We start from the raw sequence: 20,092 nt of genomic DNA on the forward strand, positions 1-20,092 counted from the left end.
TTCATGATGCTCTGCCTTAGTCTCTAATACGTTATGACCGTTAATCCGGCACCACGCCGGAATATCTTGCAGCAAACCAGGGTCGGTACCGACAACTTCTAACACCGTACCTGGTTGCAACTGTTTAACTTTATCTTGGGTGCGGATAACCGGTAACGGACATAATAAACGACGAGTATTTAGAAATTCTTTCATTATTAGCAAACAGTCAAGGCAAAACCAACGCGTATTTTAGCGCTATGTGAGGATAATAGAAGGGACTAATGCTGCCTTGAGGATACAACAAGCGCAACATTCTTTATTGTGTAGGATAAAAGCGGATTTTACCGAAATTACTAGCGGGATATGGAAAAAAGCAGAAAGAGTCGGCCTGTAAGCCGGGTTCTGTCGAGAACAGCCATTCATCTAGGCTAAAAGTCACCTTATAGCTCAAGCAATCTACCCAGGAACCGCGCGGGCCACGCGTATGTTCCTCTATTTGATCTTGCTCCGAGTGGGGTTTACCATGCCACCCCTGTTACCAGTTGCGCGGTGCGCTCTTACCGCACCTTTTCACCCTTACCCATCATTTCTGATAGGCGGTTTATTTTCTGCGGCACTTTCCGTAGGCTCACACCTCCCAGGCGTTACCTGGCACTCTGCCCAATGGAGCCCGGACTTTCCTCCATTTTATCTTAACGATAAAAACAGCGACTGCTCAGCCAACTCTTTCTTCGTAAATTTTAACATATTTAAAAATTTCTTAGCGGTTTTTGTACGTTATTTGCATAGTTAATTTTAAACAGCATTTTTCTGCAATAACAATGCCTGTTGATAAAGCAGTTTCTTTCTCGCTCCGGTAATCTCAGCCGCCATAGCTACTGCTGTTTTAATAGAGCACTCTCTTAGCAAAATCGCTAACACCTTATTCTGCTCTTCAGTAAGTCCCAAGTCTTTATCGTTACGCTCTATCCCTGCCACAATCACAACAAATTCGCCTTTGGACATATCTGGGTCGCTTTCTACTCGTGCTATCGCTTGTCCTACCGTTGTCTTCATGATAGTTTCATGAATTTTTGTCATTTCGCGTGCAATTACAATTTCGCGACTAGGCGATACGATTTCAGCTAAGTCATATAACGATGCTAAAATTCTATGACTAGACTCATAAAATACCCAGGTGTAAGCTAACCCTGCTCTTTCAGCAAAAAAAGTTTTACGCGCTGAGGATGTACGTGGCGAAAAACCCTCAAAGCTAAAACGCGACATGGCCATACCTGATACCGATAACGCAGCTATTAACGCACATGGCCCTGGAATCGGCACCACTGCAAAACCTTTTTTCCTTCGCTTGTTTGACTAATGGCATACCAGGGTCACTTACTAACGGCGTTCCGGCATCAGAGACTAAAGCGATACACTCCCCCTGGGCTAATTTCTCAAGCACAACTAAGGCTGCTTTTTCTTCATTATGCTCGTGTAGTGAAATGACTTTATTGTTAATTTGGTGGGTGTGTAATAACATTTTGATATGGCGAGTATCTTCAGCGGCTATTAAATCGACCTGTTTCAATGTCTCAATAGCTCTAAAACTTATATCCGCCAAATTACCAATAGGTGTTGCCACCACATACAACTTACCTGGTTCAGTCGTCATAACATATCCTCAATGAAAGCTCGGTTGCTTATGCCTATAAAGAAAAATGCTCATTTACTTCGCGGGGAATTTGCTGAAAATCAAGCATTACAGTTTTTGCTCAATGCAGGCTTAGTCTTAGTCGAAAAAAACTTTCGCTGCAAAGTTGGAGAAATTGATTTAATCATGCGGGAAAAAGACGCGCTAGTCATCACGGAAGTCAGATATCGCAAATCGGATCGTTTTGGCAGTGCGGCCGAAAGCGTCACAGCAACCAAGCAATCGCGTATAATAGCCGCTACACATTATTATCTATCGCTAAAACCCCATCATAAAGCGATACGCTTTGATGTCGTAGCCATTTCTGGTGATAACCACATTAATTGGATTAAAAACGCCTTTTAGAGCAATGAGTTTACAAGATAGAATTATTAGTCATTTTTCCGATAGCCAACAAATTCAGCAAGACAGTTTAAGCAGCTTAACCGAAATTATTGAATTTGCTTCACAACGACTTGTGTCAACACTGCTTAACGACAAAAAAATACTAGTATGCGCGCACGGCCGAGCTATTGCTTGCGCTCAGCTATTAGTCAGCGCATTACTCAATCAATACGACAGAGAGCGACCCGCCTTGCCTATTATCGCTTTATACAATGATTCTGTTACCATGACAGCAATAGCAGGGGATTATCACTTTGATGATATATTTTCAAAACAAATTAGAACGTTAGGGCAAGCAGGCGACATTTTAGTCACTTATTCTGACGGACAACAAATGAGTAATCTAGCTAAAGCCATTAATGTTGCACATGATAAGGAGATTTCGGTCATTGCTTTCACCAACAGCAACGAAACCATGCTCTCCACTTTATTAGATGAAACCGATATTGAGCTACATATACCTACAAGCCATAGCGCTTACGCTCTTGAATCACAAGTATTGATTACTCATTGCTTATGCGACTTAATTGATCATCAACTTTTTGGCTAGCGTATGATTAGAATTATTTTATTGACTATCATAATCTTAACTACGAGTTCATGTACTCATCATGTGCAAGATGCGCCAAGTGAGCTCAATCACTTAGCGTTACATGATAGACGACCTATTGAAATAATCGAAACAGATAAAACAATTGAACAAGATAGTTATGAGGAATTACAAGAGCAAGCCGAGTTAACGGCTGCATCAATGATTAGAATTAAGGCTTATAATAAAACCGTATTGGTAGCAGGCGTAGCGCTAAATCAAAAAGTCAAAAACGATATTATCACGACCATACGCAATATTAATGACGTTAAGTTGGTTCATGATCACATAGCTCTTGAGCAATTGCCGCAACCTGAAACACTCTATAACGATGAACAAATTAACAATGCAATTTTATCGGCCTTAAATCAAATACAAACGCTACCTGATTTTGAACCACAAATGGTTAAAGTCGTTACTGTGCAGTCAACAGCGTATTTAATGGGACAGCTTCATAGAAATGAAGGACAAGTTGTTATTAACGTTGTTAGACATGTGCCCAATATTAATAAAATCATCGCGCTTTTTGAATACTTAGACTAATAAAAACGGCTACACACTTATGATGGGCAGTGCGTTTAGAACGCAGGTGTCGGCAGCAGGGATGCTGCCGCCAAGCCTACAGGGACGTATATACGGCGTCCTGCGTTCTGAATGACCTGTCCCGTATTAAGTTGGTAACCAAAAAACAAAAACCCCACATATTGTTCAATATGTGGGGTTTTTGGATTTTTATAAAGCAATATTCTATTCAGGTCTGTCAACTAATTCGACATAAGCCATAGGCGCATCGTCACCTGGTCTAAACCCGCATTTCATGATTCTGAGATAACCACCGTTACGCTCTTTATAGCGTGGACCTAATTCATTAAACAACTTAGTCACCACTTCACGGTCACGCAATCTAGCAAACGCTAAAACGACGCTTAGCAACACTGTCATCTTTTGATAAGGTAATCAGTGGCTCAGCAAACATTCTTAATTCTTTAGCTTTAGGCAAGGTCGTCTTAATTAATTCATGCTTAAATAAAGAGTTAGCCATGTTACTAAACAAAGCCTTACGATGGCTGCTGTTAATATTAAATTTTCTACCTGTTTTACGATGTCTCATTGATATAACCTATGAATTAACTGAATGAGATTGATCGGCTAAATTCTCAGGTGGCCAATTCTCTAATCTCATGCCTAACGACAAACCTTTCAACGCAAGAATGTCTTTAATTTCTGTTAAAGATTTCTTACCTAAATTTGGAGTTTTTAGCAATTCTACTTCCGTACGTTGAATTAAATCACCGATATAGAAGATATTTTCGGCTTTCAAACAATTTGCTGAACGTACTGTTAGCTCTAAATCATCAACAGGTCTAAGCAATATAGGCTCAAAAGCATCTTCTATTTCAGTTTTCTCTTCTTCAACTTGTTCATTAACTTTTTCAAAGTCAACAAAAACGGATAATTGATCATGAAGAATAGTAGCAGCAAGCTTTATAGTTTCTTCTGGATCCACTGTACCATTGGTTTCTAATTCGATAATCAATTTATCTAAATTAGTACGCTGCTCAACACGCGTGCTTTCAACGTGATAAGCAACTTTAATAACAGGACTATAAGCCGCATCTAATTGCAACGCGCCCATAACCGAACTATATTCTGTTGAAGATTTACGCATACTAACAGGTTCATACCCACGACCTCTACGCACACGTATTTTCATATTCAACGCACCCGCTTGCGTTAAATGGGCAATGGTTAATTCGGGATTAACTATTGTGACATCATGGGGCACAGAAATATCTGCGGCTGTCACACTGCCCGGTCCAATTTTGGACAACGTAAGCTCTACTTCGTCTTTTGAATGAAGAACAACCGCTAATTTTTTTAGGTTCAATAAGATGTCAATAACATCTTCCTGAACACCTTCAATAGTCGTGTATTCATGTAATACACCCTCAATCTCAACATCAGTTACTGCACAACCTGGAATAGTTGACAATAACACTCGTCTTAATGCATTACCTAACGAATGACCAAAGCCACGTTCTAATGGCTCTATGACTATTCTGGAATGATTCGGAGATTTGCTAACAACCTCAACTAACCGAGGTTTCAATAAGCCAGAAATGGCATTCTGCATTTGCGCACCTCAGATATATTAATTATTTAGAGTAAAGCTCAACAACTAATTGTTCATTGATGTCACTTCCTAAATCAACTCGATCAGGTAATGCAGTAAAAATGCCTGACATATTTTTTACGTTTACATCAACCCATGAAGGGAAGCCATATTGCTCTGTTACAGCTAAAGCATCAATAATCCGTTGTTGCTTTTTAGACTTTTCTCTAATTGACAAAACATCACCCGGATTAACCTGGTAAGATGGAATATTGATTACTGCTTCGTTAACTAAGATTGACTTATGACTTACCAACTGACGCGCTTCTGCTCTGGTAGAAGCGAAACCCATACGGTAAACCACGTTATCTAATCTTGACTCTAACAAGTTTAATAAATTTTCACCTGTAGCGCCTTTTTTTCATATCTGCAGTTTTATAGTAATTTCTAAACTGCTTTTCTAATATGCCATAAATTCTACGTAAACGCTGCTTAGCACGTAACTGCATGGCGTAATCAGAATTTCTATTACGTTTAGTACCATGCTGACCAGGACGTTGATCTAGTTTACACTTACTTTCTAAAGATTTTCCTCTGCTCTTTAAAAATAAATCTGTCCCTTCTCTTCGGCTTAGTTTACAAGTAGGACCAATATATCTTGCCATAAAATCTTCCTCTCTTAAACTCGGCGCTTTTTAGGTGGACGACAACCATTATGAGGTATCGGGGTAACATCAATAATATTGGTAATTTTAAATCCCAAATTATTTAATGAACGTACCGCTGATTCACGACCTGGACCCGGGCCTTTAATCATAACATCCAAATTTTTCATGCCGAACTCTTGAGCTACCAACCCAGCTTTTTCAGCAGCAACCTGAGCGGCGAATGGTGTACTTTTTCTTGAACCACGGAAGCCTGAACCACCTGATGTTGCCCATGAAAGCGTATTACCTTTTCTATCGGTGATAGTTATAATGGTATTATTAAACGAGGCATGAACATGGACAATTCCATCTGCCACTTCTTTTTTTATTCGTTTCCTAGAACGATTTGGACTAGCCATAATTTATCTCTTTAATTCAGCTTATTTCTTAATTGGTTTTCTTGGACCCTTACGAGTACGAGCGTTAGTTCTTGTACGTTGACCGCGCACAGGCAAACCTCTTCTATGACGAATACCACGGTAACAACCCAAATCCATTAAACGCTTAATACTCATAGATACTTCACGACGAAGATCACCTTCAACAGTCATCTTAGAGATAACGTTTCTGATAGCATCTAATTGCTCTTCAGTTAATTCCTTAATTTTAGTTGATGGTAAGATATTAACTTCCGAACAGATATTACTTGCGGTTTTGCGGCCTATCCCATAGATAGACGTTAATGCGATTACCGCATGCTTATGATCTGGTACATTTATCCCGGCAATACGCGCCATTCAAATACTCCCCTGAGCTTTAGAATAAAGTTAAGCTTGAAATTTTAACATTGCATGAATTGGAGCACAACAAAATCAACCTTGACGTTGTTTGTGCCTGCCGTCAGAGCATATCACTCTAACAACACCATTTCTTTTTATAATTTTTGCAATTTCTGCAAATTTGTTTTAACCGATGCACGAACTTTCATTGCATACTCCTTTGACTTTTAACCTATTTTTTTAAATTGGCTTTTTTCATTAAGCCATCATATTGCTGAGACATAATGTGAGTTTGCATCTGTGAAATAAAATCCATGACGACAACCACAATAATTAATAGTGAGGTACCACCAAAATAAAACGGTACATTCCAATACACTATCAAAAACTCAGGTAACAAACAGACTAAGGTAATATAGAATGCCCCAATTAGGGTTAACCTTGTCATTACCTTGTCTATATAAGCGCTAGTTTGCAAACCTGGACGTATACCAGGAAGTACCGCACCTGATTTTTTCAAATTTTCAGCCGTTTCTTTTGAATTAAACACTAAAGCGGTATAAAAGAAACAGAAGAAAATAATTGCAGTGGCATACAGCATTACATAAACAGGCTGACCTGGCGACAATAATGTGGCAATATCTTGTAACCAAGCAAACCCTTCGGCATTACCAAACCAGCCAGCGATTGTCGCAGGAAATAAAATAATACTTGAAGCAAAAATCGGCGGGATTACACCAGCCATATTTAATTTTAACGGCAAAAAGCTTGTTTGTGCTGCATACATTTTTTTGCCTTGTTGACGCTTCGGATAATTAATCGTGATTCGTCTCTGACCACGCTCAACAAATATTACTAAAGCTGTCACTCCGATAGACAACAAGAACAGAATAATAATAAAGCCGCCATTCATTTCACCTGTTCTCGCTAACTCAAGCGTACCACCTATCGCTTTAGGCAAGCCAGAAACAATACCGGCAAAAATCAGCATGGAAATACCATTACCAATACCTCTTTCGGTAACTTGCTCTCCTAACCACATCAGAAAAACAGTGCCTGTTACTAAGGTAATGGTCGTAACTAATATAAAACCAACACCGGGATTAATAACTACAGACAATCCGCCGGCTGTTTGATTTTGTAAAGCAACGGAAATACCTATCGCTTGGAAAGTGGCTAATACTACAGTCCCGTAACGTGTATATTGGGATATTTTTCTACGTCCTGACTCGCCTTCTTTTTTTAATTGCTCCATAGATGGGATTACCACGGTCATTAGCTGCATGATAATCGAAGCAGAAATATAGGGCATAATACCTAGAGCAAAAAGGCTTAGCCGCATAAGCGCGCCACCCGAGAACATGTTAAACATATTCAGTATAGAACCTGATTGCTCAAACATAATTGCGAGTGCTTTAGGATCTATACCTGGCACTGGGATATGAGCACCTACTCTATAGACGACAAAAGCGCCTAAGAGAAAAAGTAATCTGGCTTTTAATTCAGCGTAGGGATCAACTTTTTTTCGCTAAGCTAGCCTTTGCAATATTCACTTATGCCTCTACTTTGCCACCTATGGCTTCTATAGCTTGTTTAGCGCCTTGAGTCACTTTAATGCCTTGAATCGTGAAAGGCTTATTAACTTCGCCTGATTTAATAATTTTTACTGATTTGGTAAAAAATTGGCACAATGTTTTCAGCAATTAACAATTTTAAATTAATCACGTCAGAAACAATATGGTTTAATTCATGCAATCTAACTTCTGCACTAAACTTAGCTGATTTTGATTTAAAACCAATCTTAGGCAAGCGTCGTTGTAAAGGCATTTGACCACCCTCGAAACCGACTTTATGAAAGCCACCTGCTCTTGCTTTTTGCCCTTTATGGCCTCGACCACAGGTTTTACCTAAAGTGCAACCAATACCACGACCGACTCTTTTTGCACTTTTTTTAGCACCATCTGCCGACTTAATTGTATTTAAATACATTACACTACCTCGACTTTTAACATGTACGATACTTTATTAATCATACCTCTGTTTTCGGGAGTATCAATCAACTCAACTTGTTGATTTATTTTTCTCAGACCTAATCCATGCAAACAAGCTTGGTGATTGGGTAATCGACCATATTTGCTCTTTGTCATAGTTACACGTAATTTTGTAGCCATAATTAGTTAGTAATTTGTTCGACTGTTAAACCGCGCTTAGCTGCTATTTGATTAGCGTTACGCATACCTGTAAGACCGTTAATGGTAGCTCTCACTACATTAATAGGATTATTAGTCCCAATACATTTAGCTAACACATTGTGAATGCCGACAACTTCAAACACCGCACGCATCGCACCACCAGCAATAATCCCTGTACCTTCTGAAGCAGGTTGCATATATACTTTTGCAGCGCCAGTTTCACTCATGATAGGGTATTGTAACGTATCGCCTTTCAAAGCGACCTTACGCATATTTTTTCTAGCTTGTTCTAGCGATTTTTGAATTGCTATTGGCACTTCTCTAGCTTTACTTACGCCGTAACCAACACGACCTTCGCCGTCACCAACGACTGTTAACGCTGTAAAACCAAATACTCGACCACCTTTTACAACTTTTGCAACACGTCGAACATTTACTAATTTTTCTTGTAATCCGTCAGTACTACCTGCAGCAGGTGCTGTCGCCATTTCTCTCTCCTAAAATTGTAATCCAGCTTCACGCGCAGCATCGGCTAAAGCTTTAACACGGCCATGATATTTGAAACCTGATCTATCAAAAGCCACTTGCTTAATTCCAGCCGCTAATGCTTTTTGGGCTATCAAATTTACCAACTTCAACGGCTGCTTCGATATTACTAGTATTCTTGAGATTTGCTTTTAAATCAGCCTGGTTAGTAGAAGCACTGACCAATGTTTTAGTACCATCACCTGATATAATTTGCGCGTAAATATGCTGAGAAGTTTTATGTACCGATAACCGAGTGGCATTCAAACTTCTTAATTTACAACGTAACTTTAACGCCCGTTTCAATCTAGCTTGCTTTTTGTCCATCACGATACCCTATTTCTTCTTAGCTTCTTTTTTCGGCACAAATTCATCTGCATATCTAATACCTTTACCTTTATAAGGCTCAGGTGGGCGATATGCTCTAATTTTTGCCGCAACTTCACCGACTAACTGCTTATCACTACCTTTAATAATGACTTCAGTTTGAGAAGGTGTTTCTATGGTAATACCTGCAGGGATTTCAAAATCAACTGGATGAGAAAATCCTAAGGCTAAATTAAGAACTTTATCTTTAGCCTGTGCTCTGTAGCCAACACCAATAAGAGTCATTTTTTTCTCAAAACCAGCCGACGCACCTATCATCATATTTTGAATTAATGCACGCGCAGTCCCCGCTTGCGCTGTTGCATTTTTATCATCTTTATTCCATTGCATGCATAGGGTTTTGTCAGTAATTTCCACATTAACCAGTGGATTCAAATCATAAGTCAACAGCGCTTTACTTCCCTTTACTGATAAACTGTTGCCTTCTATTTTAACATCTACTCCAGCGGGTATTGTCACTGGCGACTTAGCTATTCTTGACATAATTAGCCTTAACTTAACAAACAGTACAAATGACTTCACCACCATGACCGATTTCTCTAGCAGCTCTATCGGTCATCACGCCTTTAGAAGTTGATATAATTGCTATACCTAAACCTCCTAATACTTTTGGCAATTCGTCTTTTGATTTATAAATTCTTAAACCAGGCCTACTAACGCGCTTTATACTTTCAATAACAGGCTCACCACGATAGTATTTTAATTCTATCGTCATCTCAGTGTGGCTTCCATTAGTTTCAAGGCCGTAATCTAAAATATAACCTTCTGCTTTTAATACGTTGGCAATTGCTACTTTAAGCTTTGAAGAAGGTTGTTTTATGCTTTTTTTTCCAGCGGCTTGCCCGTTTCTAATACGGGTCAGCATATCTGCGACAGGATCAGTCATGCTCATATTCTAATCTCCGATTCTTACCAGCTTGCCTTAACCAATCCAGGCACATCGCCTCTCATGGTAGCTTCTCTTAATTTATTTCGGCTAAGACCAAATTTCCGATAGAAACCATGCGGCCTTCCCGTTAAATTACACCGATTACGAACCTAGAACTGCTTGAATTCCTTGGCATCTTCTGCAAGCTAATAATAGCGGATTCCTTATCATCCAAAGACGTATTAGGATTTCTTATAGCTTCTTTTAGCGCTTTACGCTTTGCTTCATATTTTTTAACTAGTTTTTTACGCTTTACTTCACGCGCGATCATTGATTTCTTAGCCATATAAAACGCCTATTAGTTTTTAAATGGAAAGTTAAAAAGCTTTAACAACGCTAAACCTTCTTCATCGGTTTTAGCTGTTGTCGTAATGGTAATATCCATGCCTCTTAAGGCATCGATTTTGTCATAATCTATCTCAGGGAAGATAATTTGCTCTTTCACTCCCATCGAGTAATTACCACGACCATCGAAACTTTTTTGGACTTAAGCCTCTGAAATCTCTAATGCGAGGAATTGAAATGCTAATTAAACGATCCAAAAACTCATACATTCTCGCACTACGCAAAGTAACTTTGCAGCCTATTGGCATATCGTCACGAATCTTAAAACCGGCTATGGACTTTCTAGCTAACGTAATAATGGGTTTTTGGCCCGAAATTTTTTCCATATCGCCGACAGCAGATTGTAAAATCTTTTTGTCAGCTACCGCTTCACCTACTCCCATATTCAGAGTTATTTTTGTTATTTTAGGAGCTTGCATTACTGATTTATAGCCGAACTGCTGCATTAATGCCGGTAACACGGTCTCTTTATAAACTTGTTCTAATCTCGCCATGATTTACCCTTAACCATCAACCAGTTCATTTGTAGATTTGAAATAACGAACCTTTTTTACCATCTTCAAGTAGTCTAAATCCTACTCTGTCTGGTTTTTTCGTTTTTGGATTATACAAACCGACATTCGAAATATCGATTGGCATATCTTTTGAAATAATACCGCCTTCAATACCTAAATTTGGGTTAGGTTTTTGAGTTTTTTTCACTCTGTTAATGCCTTCGACAATAACTTTGGAGTCTTCTTTTAAAACCTTAACAACTCTGCCGCTTTTTCCTTTATCTTTACCAGTACGGATAACAACGTCATCGCCTTTTTTAATTTTCTGCATGGCATTAACCCTATAATACTTCAGGAGCTAGTGAGATAATTTTCATAAACTTATCTCCTCTTAATTCACGTGTTACCGGCCCGAAGATACGCGTACCTAATGGTTGTAAATTATTATTTAGTATAACTGCAGCATTACCATCAAAACGTATTACTGAACCATCTGCACGACGAACACCTTTTTTTAGTCCTTACTACTAATGCGTTATAGACCTCGCCTTTTTTCACGCGGCCTCTTGGAATTGCATCTTTAATACTGACTTTTATAATGTCGCCTATAGCCGCATAACGTCTATGCGAACCACCTAATACTTTGATACACATGACCTTTTTTGCGCCGCTGTTATCAGCAACTTCAAGGTTAGTTTGCATCTGAATCATAATTTCATTCCTAATTCATATTAAAAGCGTTTATTTATTAGCGCTTTCTAAAATTTCAACAAGCTTAAACGCTTTATTTTTCGATAAGGGTCTGCACGATGCTATAGAAACAATATCCCCTTCTTGGCATTGATTGCTTTCATCATGTGCCATCATCTTTGTCGACCTTTTTACATATTTACCGTAAACAGGGTGCTTAACAAACCGTTCAACTAACACCGTTATCGTTTTATCCATTTTGTTACTGATAACCCGACCGGAAATAGTCCGTACTTTAGCTACATTTTCTGTCATCTTATGCGCTCGCTTTTTCTTTAAGAACTGTTTTTACACGGGCTATAGTGCGTCTAACTTTCTTTATTTGATCGGATTTAGTTAGCTGCCCCGTGCCTTTTTGCATTCTTAAGTTAAAACGTTCACGAGCTAAATCTAATAAAATATTGCCTAACTCGTCTTTTGTTTTTTGTCTTAATTCTGTGATTTTCATTACATTATCGTCCGAACAGTAAATAATGTTTTTAAAGGCAATTTAGCAGCGGCTAATGCAAAAGCCTCTCTAGCAAGTTCTTCTGAAACACCTTGGATTTCATATAACATCATACCCGGTCTAATTTGGGCTACCCAATATTCGACAGAACCTTTACCTTTACCCATACGAACTTCTAAAGGCTTTTTCGTTATAGGTTTATCAGGGAAAATTCTTATCCAGATTTTCCCACCTCTTTTTACATGTCGGGTAATTGTTCTTCTAGCCGCCTCAATTTGACGCGCTGTTAAACGACCACGACTTACCGATTTAAGACCATACTCGCCAAAACTGACTGATGATCCACGAACAGCCACACCTGTATTTCTTCCTTTGTGCTGTTTTCGAAATTTTGTTCTTTTAGGCTGAAGCATAGCTATATTCTTTTAACTATTTTTTTGAGTCTGAATTAACCGATGCGATATGGCTATCCATATCAAACACCTCACCTTTAAATATCCATACTTTTATGCCGATAATGCCATAAGTTGTTTTAGCTTCGGCAGTTGCGTAGTCTATATCGGCTCTTAGTGTATGTAATGGAACCCGCCCTTCTCTATACCATTCTGTTCTTGCGATTTCAGCACCATTTAAGCGCCCACCGATGGTTATTTTTATCCCCTCAGCACCCAATCGCATCGTATTAGTTACCGCTCGCTTCATCGCTCTACGATACATAATCCGTTTTTCTAATTGCTGAGCAATTCCTTCGGCAACTAATTTTGAATCTAACTCTGGCTTTCTGATTTCTTCTACGTTTAACTGAACCGGAACACCAATCATCTTCGATATATCTTGTCTCAATACATCGATGTCTTCACCTTTTTTTCCAATAACAATGCCTGGACGCGCTGTATGGATAGTAATATGAGCATTATTAGCCGGGCGATTAATTTGTATACGACTAACCGAAGCATGGGCTAATTTTTTCTTAATATATTCTCTAACTGTTATGTCTTGATGCAAAAAAACAGGATAATCTTGACTGTTTGCATACCAACGTGAGTTCCAGTCCTTAATAATTCCTAAACGTATCCCAATAGGATGTACTTTCTGACCCATTTCAGCCTCTACTCGCTCTCTGCGACTTTAATCGTTATATGGCAAGTTCTTTTCAAAATATGATTCGCCCGTCCTTTAGCTCTTGCCTTGAATCTTTTCATTGTCGCGCCTTCATTGACGAAAACAGTAGAAACTTTTAACTCATCTATATCGGCATCTTCATTATGCTCGGCATTGGCTATCGCAGACTCTAAAACCTTTTTAATAATTTTGGCAGCCTTTTTTGAACTAAACTTCAAGATATTTAACGCATTTTCAACTGGTAAGCCTCTAATTTGATCACCTACCAATCTTGCTTTTTGCGCAGAAAGCGGAGCATTTCTTAATTTTGCTGAGATTTCCATAAGTTGCCTTTTATTTCGATTTCTTATCGGCTACATGGCCTTTATAGGTACGAGTCGGTGCAAATTCGCCCAACTTGTGTCCAATCATATTTTCGGAAACAAGCACAGGAATGTGCAACCGCCCATTATGAACGGCTATCGTCAATCCGATCATATCGGGAATAATCATCGATCTTCTGGACCAAGTTTTAATTGGTTTCCTATTATTTGTTTTAGCGGCATCATTTATTTTTTTTAATAGATGATGATCAATAAAAGGACCTTTTTTTAATTGAGCGCGGCACGTTTTCCCCTCACTATTTCTGCTTGCGTCTTCTGACTATCATATTGTCAGTGCGTTTATTTTTTCTGGTCTTGTAACCTTTTGTCGGCATACCCCAAGGTGACACAGGATGTCTACCACCTGATGTACGGCCTTCACCACCACCATGCGGATGGTCAACCGGATTCATAACAACACCTCTTACAGTAGGTCTAACACCGCGCCACCTAGAAGCACCGGCTTTGCCCAATGATGCCAGATTATGTTCCGCATTAGATACTTCACCAATAACTGCCCGGCAATCTGCTAGAACTTTTCTTATTTCACCTGAACGCATCCGAATCGTTGCATGAGCACCTTCTCTTGCAATAAGTTGCACTGATGTGCCTGCACTTCTTGCGATTTGAGCGCCTTTGCCAGGCTTTAATTCTACACAGTGAACTGTCGTTCCTAATGGAACGTTTCTTAACGGCATACAATTGCCTGGCTTAACAGGCGCCGCTACTGATGAATAAATTTCTTGACCAATTTCAATTCCTTTTGGCGCAATAATGTATCTTCTTTCGCCATCTTTGAATAAAATCAATGCGATATTTGCTGTTCTATTTGGGTCGTATTCGATTCTTTCAACTTTAGCGGGAATATCGAATTTATTTCTTTTAAAATCAATAATTCTATAATGTTGCTTATGTCCACCGCCAATGTGACGAGTAGTAATACGCCCCATATTATTGCGTCCGCCTCTTTTGCTATTTTTTTCTAGCAACGGAGCGTAAGGTTTACCTTTATGTAATTCTTCGCTCTTGATTCTAACAACAAATCGAGAACCTGCCGATGTCGGCTTTGACTTTACAATAGCCATGATTATTACCGTTTCCTATAATAGATATTCACTTTAATTAAGCAACGGAAAATTCTATGTCAGAGCCAGGCTTTAGCTTTACATAAGCTTTTTTCCAATCAGAGCGTCTACCTAACATACGACCAAAACGTTTTTCTTTGCCTTTTACATTCAATGTGTTAACAGATGCCACTTCTACGCCAAACATCATCTCTACTGCAGCTTTTATTTCAGGCTTTGTTGCTTCTCTTTTTACTTTGAATACAAATTGTTTGTTATTTTCAGCTGAGTTAGTGCTTTTCTCTGAAATAATTGGAGCATCTATTAGCTCTGCTAAATAATAGTTTTTTAAATTCATGCTAAACGCTCTTCAATAATCTTAAGTGCCGATGGCGTCACAATCACTTTATCTGCGCTAACTAATAAAACAGGACTTAAATGAGCCGCTTCTACAACTTGAAGATAAGGGATATTACGTGATGCTAATTCCAAATTGCTCTCTATTGCATCAACAACAATCAATATTCTCTTAGCGACTATTGTTTTGATTTTCTCATTTAACTCTTTTGTTTTCGGTGTAGACGGCAAAATACTCGTGCTTACAACCAAACGACCTTGTCTTAACAATTCTGACAGAATCGAACGAATTCCTTTTCTATACATTTTTTTATTTAATTTTTGCTCGTACGATCTTGGTTTTGCAGCAAAAGTTACACCACCCGTTCGCCACAATGGTCCTCTTGTTGTACCTGAGCGCGCTCTACCAGTTCCTTTTTGACGCCAAGGTTTTTGACCACCACCACTAACTTCTGATCGCGTTTTCTGACCTTTAGTACCCGCTCTTGCAGCTGCCATGTACTTAACAACTAATTGATGCACTAAAGTTTCATTATAAGATTCACCAAATATAGATTCAGCGGCTTCTACTGAAACTGCAGAGTCTGATTCATTTAGCGCAGGAATTTGCACGCCCATAATTTACCCTTTATTCCTTTTCTTCATTGCTGGAGTAATAATCACGTCGCCACCTTTAGCACCTGGCACGCTACCTCTAACTAAGATTAAGTTTCTCTCAGCATCTATAGCTTGGATTGTCAAGTTTTGTATGGTGGTTTTTTCATCCCCCAAATGACCTTCCATTTTTTTGCCTTTAAATACTCGTCCGGGGGTTTGGTTCATACCTACAGACCCTAACACCCTGTGAGAGCGAGAGTTACCATGGGTTGCATCTTGCATGTGAAAGTTGTGTCTTTTTATTGCACCGGCAAAGCCTTTACCAATACTTCTTCCTTGAACATCAATGACTTGACCTTCAGAAAAAATACTTACCGATAATTCAGAACCGGCAGATAAGTCAACTCCTTCGCCTTCTTCAAGCCTAAACTCCCAAAGACCACGACCAGCGGTTACATTAGCCGCAGCGAAATGACCCGCCATTGCTTTATTTACTCTCGATGGCTTTTTATCACCAGCGGTAACTTGTATAGACCGATAACCATCAGTTTCTATGGTTTTTACTTGAACAACTCTGTTCGAATCAATCTGCAATACCGTTACTGGCACAGAAGAGCCATCCTGACAAAAAACTCTGGTCATTCCACATTTACGACCAATTAGACCTATTGACATCTGCCAATTCCTCTATTTACTTAATTCAACTTTATCTGAACGTCGACACCCGCAGCAAGATCTAACTTCATCAATGCGTCTACGGTTTTATCCGTTGGTTCGACAATATCCAACAATCTTTTATAGGTTCTCAACTCATATTGGTCTCGCGCATCTTTATTAACATGCGGAGAGATAAGAACTGTAAACCGCTCTTTTTTAGTAGGCAATGGAATCGGGCCTTTTACTTGTGCGCCGGTTCTTCTCGCTGTTTCTACTATCTCACCAGCCGATTGATCTATCAATTTATGATCGAAAGATTTCAAACGGATTCTGATAGTCTGATTGGACATAATAAATTACTCAATAATTGATGCTACAACACCCGCACCTACGGTACGACCACCTTCACGAATAGCGAAGCGCAAACCTTCTTCCATCGCAATCGGTGAAATTAACTTTACTGTCACTGAGATGTTGTCACCTGGCATTACCATTTCTACGCCTTCAGGCAATTTAACAGCACCTGTCACATCAGTTGTTCTGAAATAAAATTGTGGGCGGTAACCATCAAAAAATGGCGTATGACGTCCACCTTCCTCTTTCGATAATACGTAAATCTCTGCATTAAAGTGAGCGTGTGGTTTAATTGTATTTTTATGAGCTAATACTTGACCACGCTCAACATCATCTCTTTTAGTACCGCGCAATAACAAGCCAACGTTATCGCCTGCTTCACCTTGATCTAATAATTTACGGAACATTTCAACGCCAGTAACAGTTGTTGTTACAGTTGGGCGAATTCCAACAATTTCAACTTCTTGACCAACTTTAATAATGCCACGCTCAACACGACCCGTTACAACAGTACCGCGACCAGAAATAGAGAATACATCTTCTATTGGCATTAAGAAAGAACCATCGACAGCTCTTACTGGCTCAGGGATATAAGTATCTAACGCTTCGACCAACTTGATTACTGAAGCCTCACCAATTTCGCTTTGATCGCCATTTAAGGCTAATAATGCGGAGCCTCTTACAATTGGTGTATCGTCGCCAGGGAACTCATACAAGTCTAATAACTCTCTTAACTCCATTTCAACCAATTCGATTAATTCTTCATCGTCAATCATGTCTACTTTGTTCAAGAATACGACGATATATGGCACACCCACTTGTCTTGCCAACAAGATATGCTCTCTTGTTTGCGGCATTGGACCGTCTGCAGCGGAACAAACTAAGATAGCACCGTCCATTTGTGCCGCACCCGTAATCATGTTTTTCACATAATCTGCGTGCCCAGGGCAATCAACGTGCGCATAATGGCGTTTTGGTGATTCATACTCTACGTGCGAAGTTGCAATAGTAATACCACGCGCTCTTTCTTCCGGTGCATTATCAATTTGATCAAAGGCTTTCGCTTCACCACCTTGCAGTTTTGCCATAACTGAAGTAAGCGCTGCCGTTAATGTGGTTTTACCATGGTCAAACGTGACCTATTGTGCCTACGTTGACGTGTGGCTTGGTACGGGAAAATTTTTCTTTAGCCATGAGTTAATACCTTTAATATTCCATTGTTTATGAAGATTTATTAATAATTGCCCCGGCAATATGCGCAGGTGTCTCACTGTATTTTTCGAACTGCATAGAGTATGTAGCTCTGCCTTGCGTTACCGAACGCAAATCGGTTGCATAACCAAACATTTCAGCTAACGGCACTTCACAGCTGATTGTTTTTCCTGACCCGGTCTCATCCATTGCCTGGATTAAGCCTCGGCGTCTATTAATATCCCCCATAACATCACCCATATACTCTTCAGGTGTTACAACTTCTACTTTCATTATGGGTTCAAGCAAAACTGGATCGGCATTTTTCTCAGCATCTCTAAAACATATTGACCCAGCAATTTTAAATGCTAGCTCATTCGAATCTACATCATGATAAGAACCGTCAAACAGAGTAACTTTTACATCGATCACGGGAAAACCAGCCAGCACACCACTTTTCAATTGCTCTTGCACACCTTTATCTACTGCAGGTATATACTCCCTAGGCACTACACCGCCTACTACCTCATTGATAAATTCGTAACCAGAACCTCTTTCTTTTGGCTCGACTCTTAACCATACATGACCGTATTGACCGCGACCACCAGTTTGTCTGATAAACTTTGCTTCCTGCTCAACTACTTTTCTAACCGTCTCTCTATAAGCAACTTGACGATTTCCTACATTTGCATCTACACCAAACTCCCTTTTCATGCGATCAACAATGATTTCTAAATGCAGCTCTCCCATTCCCGATATGACAATCTGCCCTGTTTCATCATCGGTGTGCACACGAAATGATGGATCTTCTTGTGTAAGTTTAGCTAAAGCCATTATCATCTTATCTTGATCAGCTTTAGTTTTGGCCTCGACTGCAAACGAAATAACGGGTTCTGGAAAGTCCATTTTCTCAAGGGTTATAATCGACTTAAGATCAGACAACGTGTCTCCAGTCGTAACCTCTTTTAAACCTATAGCAGCGGCTATATCTCCTGCATATACATCTTCTATATCTTCTCGACTATTCGCATGCATTTGCACCAAACGCCCAATCCTTTCGCGTTTCTTTTTAATCGAGTTATAGACTACATCACCAGCCCTTAACACACCTGAGTACACACGAAAAAACGCTAATGTACCGACAAACGGGTCTGAAGCTATTTTAAATGCCAATGCCGCAAAAGGCTGCCCATCATCCGCTGATCTACCAGCCTCTTTACCGTCTTCTAAAACACCTGTAATAGCCGGAATATCTGTAGGCGCTGGCAAATAATCTATTACACCATCTAGTAACGCTTGCACGCCTTTATTTTTAAAAGCAGAACCACAAAATACCGGCATAACCTGGTTCGCTATTACTTGCTTGCGCACCCCTTCTTTAATTTGCCTATTAGTCAGCTCGCCGCTTTCTAAGTAACATTCCATTAATTCTTCGCTAGCTTCTGCCGCTACCTCTAACAACGTTTCACGCCATTTATTAGCGGTTTCGACCATGTTTTCTGGTATTTCTTTTTCAACAAAAGTCCTTCCCATATTGGAATCATCCCAATAAATAGCTTTCATTGAAATCAAATCAACCACACCGCAAAAGCTTTCCTCTGAACCAATAGGCAACTGAACTGGTACCGCGACGGCTTTTAACCTTGCTTTAATCTGCTGAATAACGCGAAAAAAATCTGCTCCCGACCTATCCATTTTATTAACAAATACCAATCTTGGAACATGGTATTTATCAGCTTGCCTCCAAACTGTTTCTGATTGAGGCTCTACACCACCAACCGCACAGAACAAAGCACAAGCACCATCTAATACTCTTAACGACCTTTCTACTTCTATCGTAAAATCAACATGCCCAGGAGTATCGATGATATTAATTCTATGCTGCTCATACTGAGCAGACATCCCACTCCAAAAACACGTAGTGGCCGCAGAAGTTATGGTAATCCCTCGCTCTTGCTCTTGCTCCATCCAATCCATGGTTGCAGCACCATCATGTACCTCACCTATCTTATGCGAAACACCGGTATAATATAGTATGCGCTCAGTTGTTGTCGTCTTACCTGCATCGATATGCGCCATAATTCCTATATTGCGATACCGACTTATAGGTGTCTTTCTTGCCACAAAAGCGC

General features: G+C 39.6%; 23 protein-coding genes, 1 other RNA gene and 13 pseudogenes. 3 read left to right on the forward strand and 34 right to left on the reverse strand.

Features of this window, described 5'->3' with window-relative positions; genetic code table 11:
• The 4 genes and pseudogenes from VZ94_RS03275 to rsmI all read right to left on the reverse strand — a co-directional run.
• Nucleotides 1–198 (reverse strand): sulfurtransferase TusA family protein (locus tag VZ94_RS03275; RefSeq protein ID WP_045778190.1); only part of this gene is annotated, 198 nt, incomplete at its 3' end.
• 159 nt (nt 199–357) lie between these two features.
• Nucleotides 358–709: RNase P RNA component class A (gene rnpB / locus VZ94_RS22150), an RNA gene on the reverse strand.
• Nucleotides 710–777: 68 nt separating this feature from the next.
• A complete protein-coding gene (locus VZ94_RS33035; protein ID WP_439097688.1) occupies nt 778–1,062 on the reverse strand; it encodes a hypothetical protein in 285 nt (94 codons plus the stop codon).
• Nucleotides 1,063–1,074: 12 nt separating this feature from the next.
• Nucleotides 1,075–1,636: pseudogene (rsmI, locus tag VZ94_RS32635) on the reverse strand (16S rRNA (cytidine(1402)-2'-O)-methyltransferase); the annotation flags it as partial.
• Between the two features lie 12 nt (nt 1,637–1,648).
• On the opposite strand from rsmI, the gene VZ94_RS03285 reads away from it, so the two are divergent.
• From VZ94_RS03285 to VZ94_RS03295, 3 genes are read left to right on the forward strand one after another with little or no spacing between them, the layout of a single operon-like run.
• Complete coding sequence (locus tag VZ94_RS03285) at nt 1,649–2,020, forward strand: YraN family protein (RefSeq protein WP_192828594.1); 372 nt, start codon at nt 1,649–1,651, stop codon at nt 2,018–2,020.
• 4 nt (nt 2,021–2,024) lie between these two features.
• The gene (locus VZ94_RS03290) at nt 2,025–2,609 is read left to right on the forward strand and encodes an SIS domain-containing protein (protein WP_045778152.1); all 585 of its coding nucleotides are present in this window, start codon (nt 2,025–2,027) and stop codon (nt 2,607–2,609) included.
• A 3-nt stretch (nt 2,610–2,612) separates the two neighbouring features.
• Nucleotides 2,613–3,191, forward strand: a complete 579-nt coding sequence (locus VZ94_RS03295) for a BON domain-containing protein (protein WP_045778153.1) — start codon at nt 2,613–2,615, stop codon at nt 3,189–3,191.
• Nucleotides 3,192–3,395: 204 nt separating this feature from the next.
• Here VZ94_RS03295 and rplQ read toward each other — a convergent pair.
• The 30 genes and pseudogenes from rplQ to fusA all read right to left on the reverse strand — a co-directional run bounded on the left by rplQ (nt 3,396) and on the right by fusA (nt 20,084).
• Nucleotides 3,396–3,759, reverse strand: a pseudogene (gene rplQ / locus VZ94_RS03300) (50S ribosomal protein L17).
• Between the two features lie 9 nt (nt 3,760–3,768).
• Nucleotides 3,769–4,782 carry a DNA-directed RNA polymerase subunit alpha gene (locus tag VZ94_RS03305; protein ID WP_045778154.1) on the reverse strand — a complete coding sequence of 338 codons (1,014 nt, stop codon included), beginning with the start codon at nt 4,780–4,782 and terminating at the stop codon, nt 3,769–3,771.
• A gap of 22 nt (nt 4,783–4,804) precedes the next feature.
• Nucleotides 4,805–5,426 (reverse strand): annotated as a pseudogene (rpsD, locus tag VZ94_RS03310) (30S ribosomal protein S4).
• A gap of 14 nt (nt 5,427–5,440) precedes the next feature.
• Nucleotides 5,441–5,827 (reverse strand): 30S ribosomal protein S11, encoded by a 387-nt coding sequence (rpsK, locus tag VZ94_RS03315; protein WP_045778156.1) that lies wholly within the window; start codon nt 5,825–5,827, stop codon nt 5,441–5,443.
• A gap of 21 nt (nt 5,828–5,848) precedes the next feature.
• Complete coding sequence (gene rpsM, locus VZ94_RS03320) at nt 5,849–6,205, reverse strand: 30S ribosomal protein S13 (RefSeq protein WP_045778157.1); 357 nt, start codon at nt 6,203–6,205, stop codon at nt 5,849–5,851.
• A 75-nt stretch (nt 6,206–6,280) separates the two neighbouring features.
• Nucleotides 6,281–6,396: pseudogene (gene rpmJ, locus VZ94_RS24160) on the reverse strand (50S ribosomal protein L36).
• A 23-nt stretch (nt 6,397–6,419) separates the two neighbouring features.
• Nucleotides 6,420–7,697 (reverse strand): annotated as a pseudogene (gene secY, locus VZ94_RS03325) (preprotein translocase subunit SecY); the annotation flags it as partial.
• 43 nt (nt 7,698–7,740) lie between these two features.
• A pseudogene (rplO, locus tag VZ94_RS22145) lies at nt 7,741–8,176 on the reverse strand (50S ribosomal protein L15).
• A complete protein-coding gene (rpmD, locus tag VZ94_RS03335; protein ID WP_439097689.1) occupies nt 8,176–8,334 on the reverse strand; it encodes a 50S ribosomal protein L30 in 159 nt (52 codons plus the stop codon). The pseudogene rplO and the gene rpmD overlap by 1 nt, the downstream one beginning before the upstream one ends.
• 26 nt (nt 8,335–8,360) lie before the next feature.
• Entirely contained in the window at nt 8,361–8,867 is a 507-nt protein-coding gene (gene rpsE / locus VZ94_RS03340; RefSeq protein ID WP_045778159.1) for a 30S ribosomal protein S5, read from the reverse strand.
• 9 nt (nt 8,868–8,876) lie between these two features.
• Nucleotides 8,877–9,231 (reverse strand): annotated as a pseudogene (rplR, locus tag VZ94_RS03345) (50S ribosomal protein L18).
• Nucleotides 9,232–9,240: 9 nt separating this feature from the next.
• Nucleotides 9,241–9,774, reverse strand: coding sequence for a 50S ribosomal protein L6 (gene rplF, locus VZ94_RS03350; protein WP_045778194.1), 534 nt, complete (start codon nt 9,772–9,774; stop codon nt 9,241–9,243).
• A gap of 13 nt (nt 9,775–9,787) precedes the next feature.
• Nucleotides 9,788–10,183, reverse strand: a complete 396-nt coding sequence (rpsH, locus tag VZ94_RS03355) for a 30S ribosomal protein S8 (protein ID WP_045778161.1) — start codon at nt 10,181–10,183, stop codon at nt 9,788–9,790.
• A 17-nt stretch (nt 10,184–10,200) separates the two neighbouring features.
• Nucleotides 10,201–10,505, reverse strand: a pseudogene (rpsN, locus tag VZ94_RS03360) (30S ribosomal protein S14).
• A 12-nt stretch (nt 10,506–10,517) separates the two neighbouring features.
• Nucleotides 10,518–11,058 (reverse strand): annotated as a pseudogene (gene rplE / locus VZ94_RS03365) (50S ribosomal protein L5).
• Nucleotides 11,059–11,067: 9 nt separating this feature from the next.
• Nucleotides 11,068–11,389, reverse strand: a pseudogene (gene rplX, locus VZ94_RS03370) (50S ribosomal protein L24).
• 10 nt (nt 11,390–11,399) lie between these two features.
• Nucleotides 11,400–11,769 (reverse strand): annotated as a pseudogene (gene rplN, locus VZ94_RS03375) (50S ribosomal protein L14).
• A gap of 30 nt (nt 11,770–11,799) precedes the next feature.
• A complete protein-coding gene (gene rpsQ / locus VZ94_RS03380; protein ID WP_045778164.1) occupies nt 11,800–12,063 on the reverse strand; it encodes a 30S ribosomal protein S17 in 264 nt (87 codons plus the stop codon).
• A gap of 1 nt (nt 12,064) precedes the next feature.
• On the reverse strand, nt 12,065–12,256 hold the full coding sequence (gene rpmC / locus VZ94_RS03385) for a 50S ribosomal protein L29 (protein ID WP_045778165.1): 192 nt from the start codon (nt 12,254–12,256) through the stop codon (nt 12,065–12,067).
• Nucleotides 12,256–12,669 (reverse strand): 50S ribosomal protein L16, encoded by a 414-nt coding sequence (gene rplP / locus VZ94_RS03390; protein WP_045778166.1) that lies wholly within the window; start codon nt 12,667–12,669, stop codon nt 12,256–12,258. Before rplP ends, rpmC begins: the two co-directional genes overlap by 1 nt.
• 16 nt (nt 12,670–12,685) lie before the next feature.
• Nucleotides 12,686–13,357 carry a 30S ribosomal protein S3 gene (gene rpsC, locus VZ94_RS03395; protein WP_045778167.1) on the reverse strand — a complete coding sequence of 224 codons (672 nt, stop codon included), beginning with the start codon at nt 13,355–13,357 and terminating at the stop codon, nt 12,686–12,688.
• 8 nt (nt 13,358–13,365) lie between these two features.
• Complete coding sequence (gene rplV / locus VZ94_RS03400) at nt 13,366–13,701, reverse strand: 50S ribosomal protein L22 (RefSeq protein ID WP_045778168.1); 336 nt, start codon at nt 13,699–13,701, stop codon at nt 13,366–13,368.
• Between the two features lie 10 nt (nt 13,702–13,711).
• A pseudogene (gene rpsS, locus VZ94_RS03405) lies at nt 13,712–13,972 on the reverse strand (30S ribosomal protein S19); the annotation flags it as partial.
• Between the two features lie 25 nt (nt 13,973–13,997).
• Nucleotides 13,998–14,825 (reverse strand): 50S ribosomal protein L2, encoded by an 828-nt coding sequence (rplB, locus tag VZ94_RS03410; protein ID WP_045778170.1) that lies wholly within the window; start codon nt 14,823–14,825, stop codon nt 13,998–14,000.
• 37 nt (nt 14,826–14,862) lie between these two features.
• On the reverse strand, nt 14,863–15,162 hold the full coding sequence (gene rplW / locus VZ94_RS03415; protein ID WP_045778171.1) for a 50S ribosomal protein L23: 300 nt from the start codon (nt 15,160–15,162) through the stop codon (nt 14,863–14,865).
• Entirely contained in the window at nt 15,159–15,779 is a 621-nt protein-coding gene (gene rplD / locus VZ94_RS03420; RefSeq protein WP_045778172.1) for a 50S ribosomal protein L4, read from the reverse strand. The genes rplW and rplD overlap by 4 nt, the downstream gene beginning before the upstream one ends.
• 3 nt (nt 15,780–15,782) lie before the next feature.
• Nucleotides 15,783–16,433: a 50S ribosomal protein L3 gene (rplC, locus tag VZ94_RS03425; RefSeq protein WP_045778173.1), complete on the reverse strand. Its 651-nt coding sequence runs from the start codon at nt 16,431–16,433 to the stop codon at nt 15,783–15,785.
• Nucleotides 16,434–16,453: 20 nt separating this feature from the next.
• Nucleotides 16,454–16,765 carry a 30S ribosomal protein S10 gene (gene rpsJ / locus VZ94_RS03430; RefSeq protein WP_045778174.1) on the reverse strand — a complete coding sequence of 104 codons (312 nt, stop codon included), beginning with the start codon at nt 16,763–16,765 and terminating at the stop codon, nt 16,454–16,456.
• 6 nt (nt 16,766–16,771) lie between these two features.
• A pseudogene (gene tuf / locus VZ94_RS03435) lies at nt 16,772–17,963 on the reverse strand (elongation factor Tu).
• Nucleotides 17,964–17,990: 27 nt separating this feature from the next.
• On the reverse strand, nt 17,991–20,084 hold the full coding sequence (gene fusA / locus VZ94_RS03440) for an elongation factor G (RefSeq protein WP_045778175.1): 2,094 nt from the start codon (nt 20,082–20,084) through the stop codon (nt 17,991–17,993).
• Between the last annotated feature and the right edge of the window lie 8 nt (nt 20,085–20,092).

This window comes from Methylocucumis oryzae, from assembly GCF_000963695.1.
Lineage (GTDB): Bacteria > Pseudomonadota > Gammaproteobacteria > Methylococcales > Methylomonadaceae > Methylovulum > Methylovulum oryzae.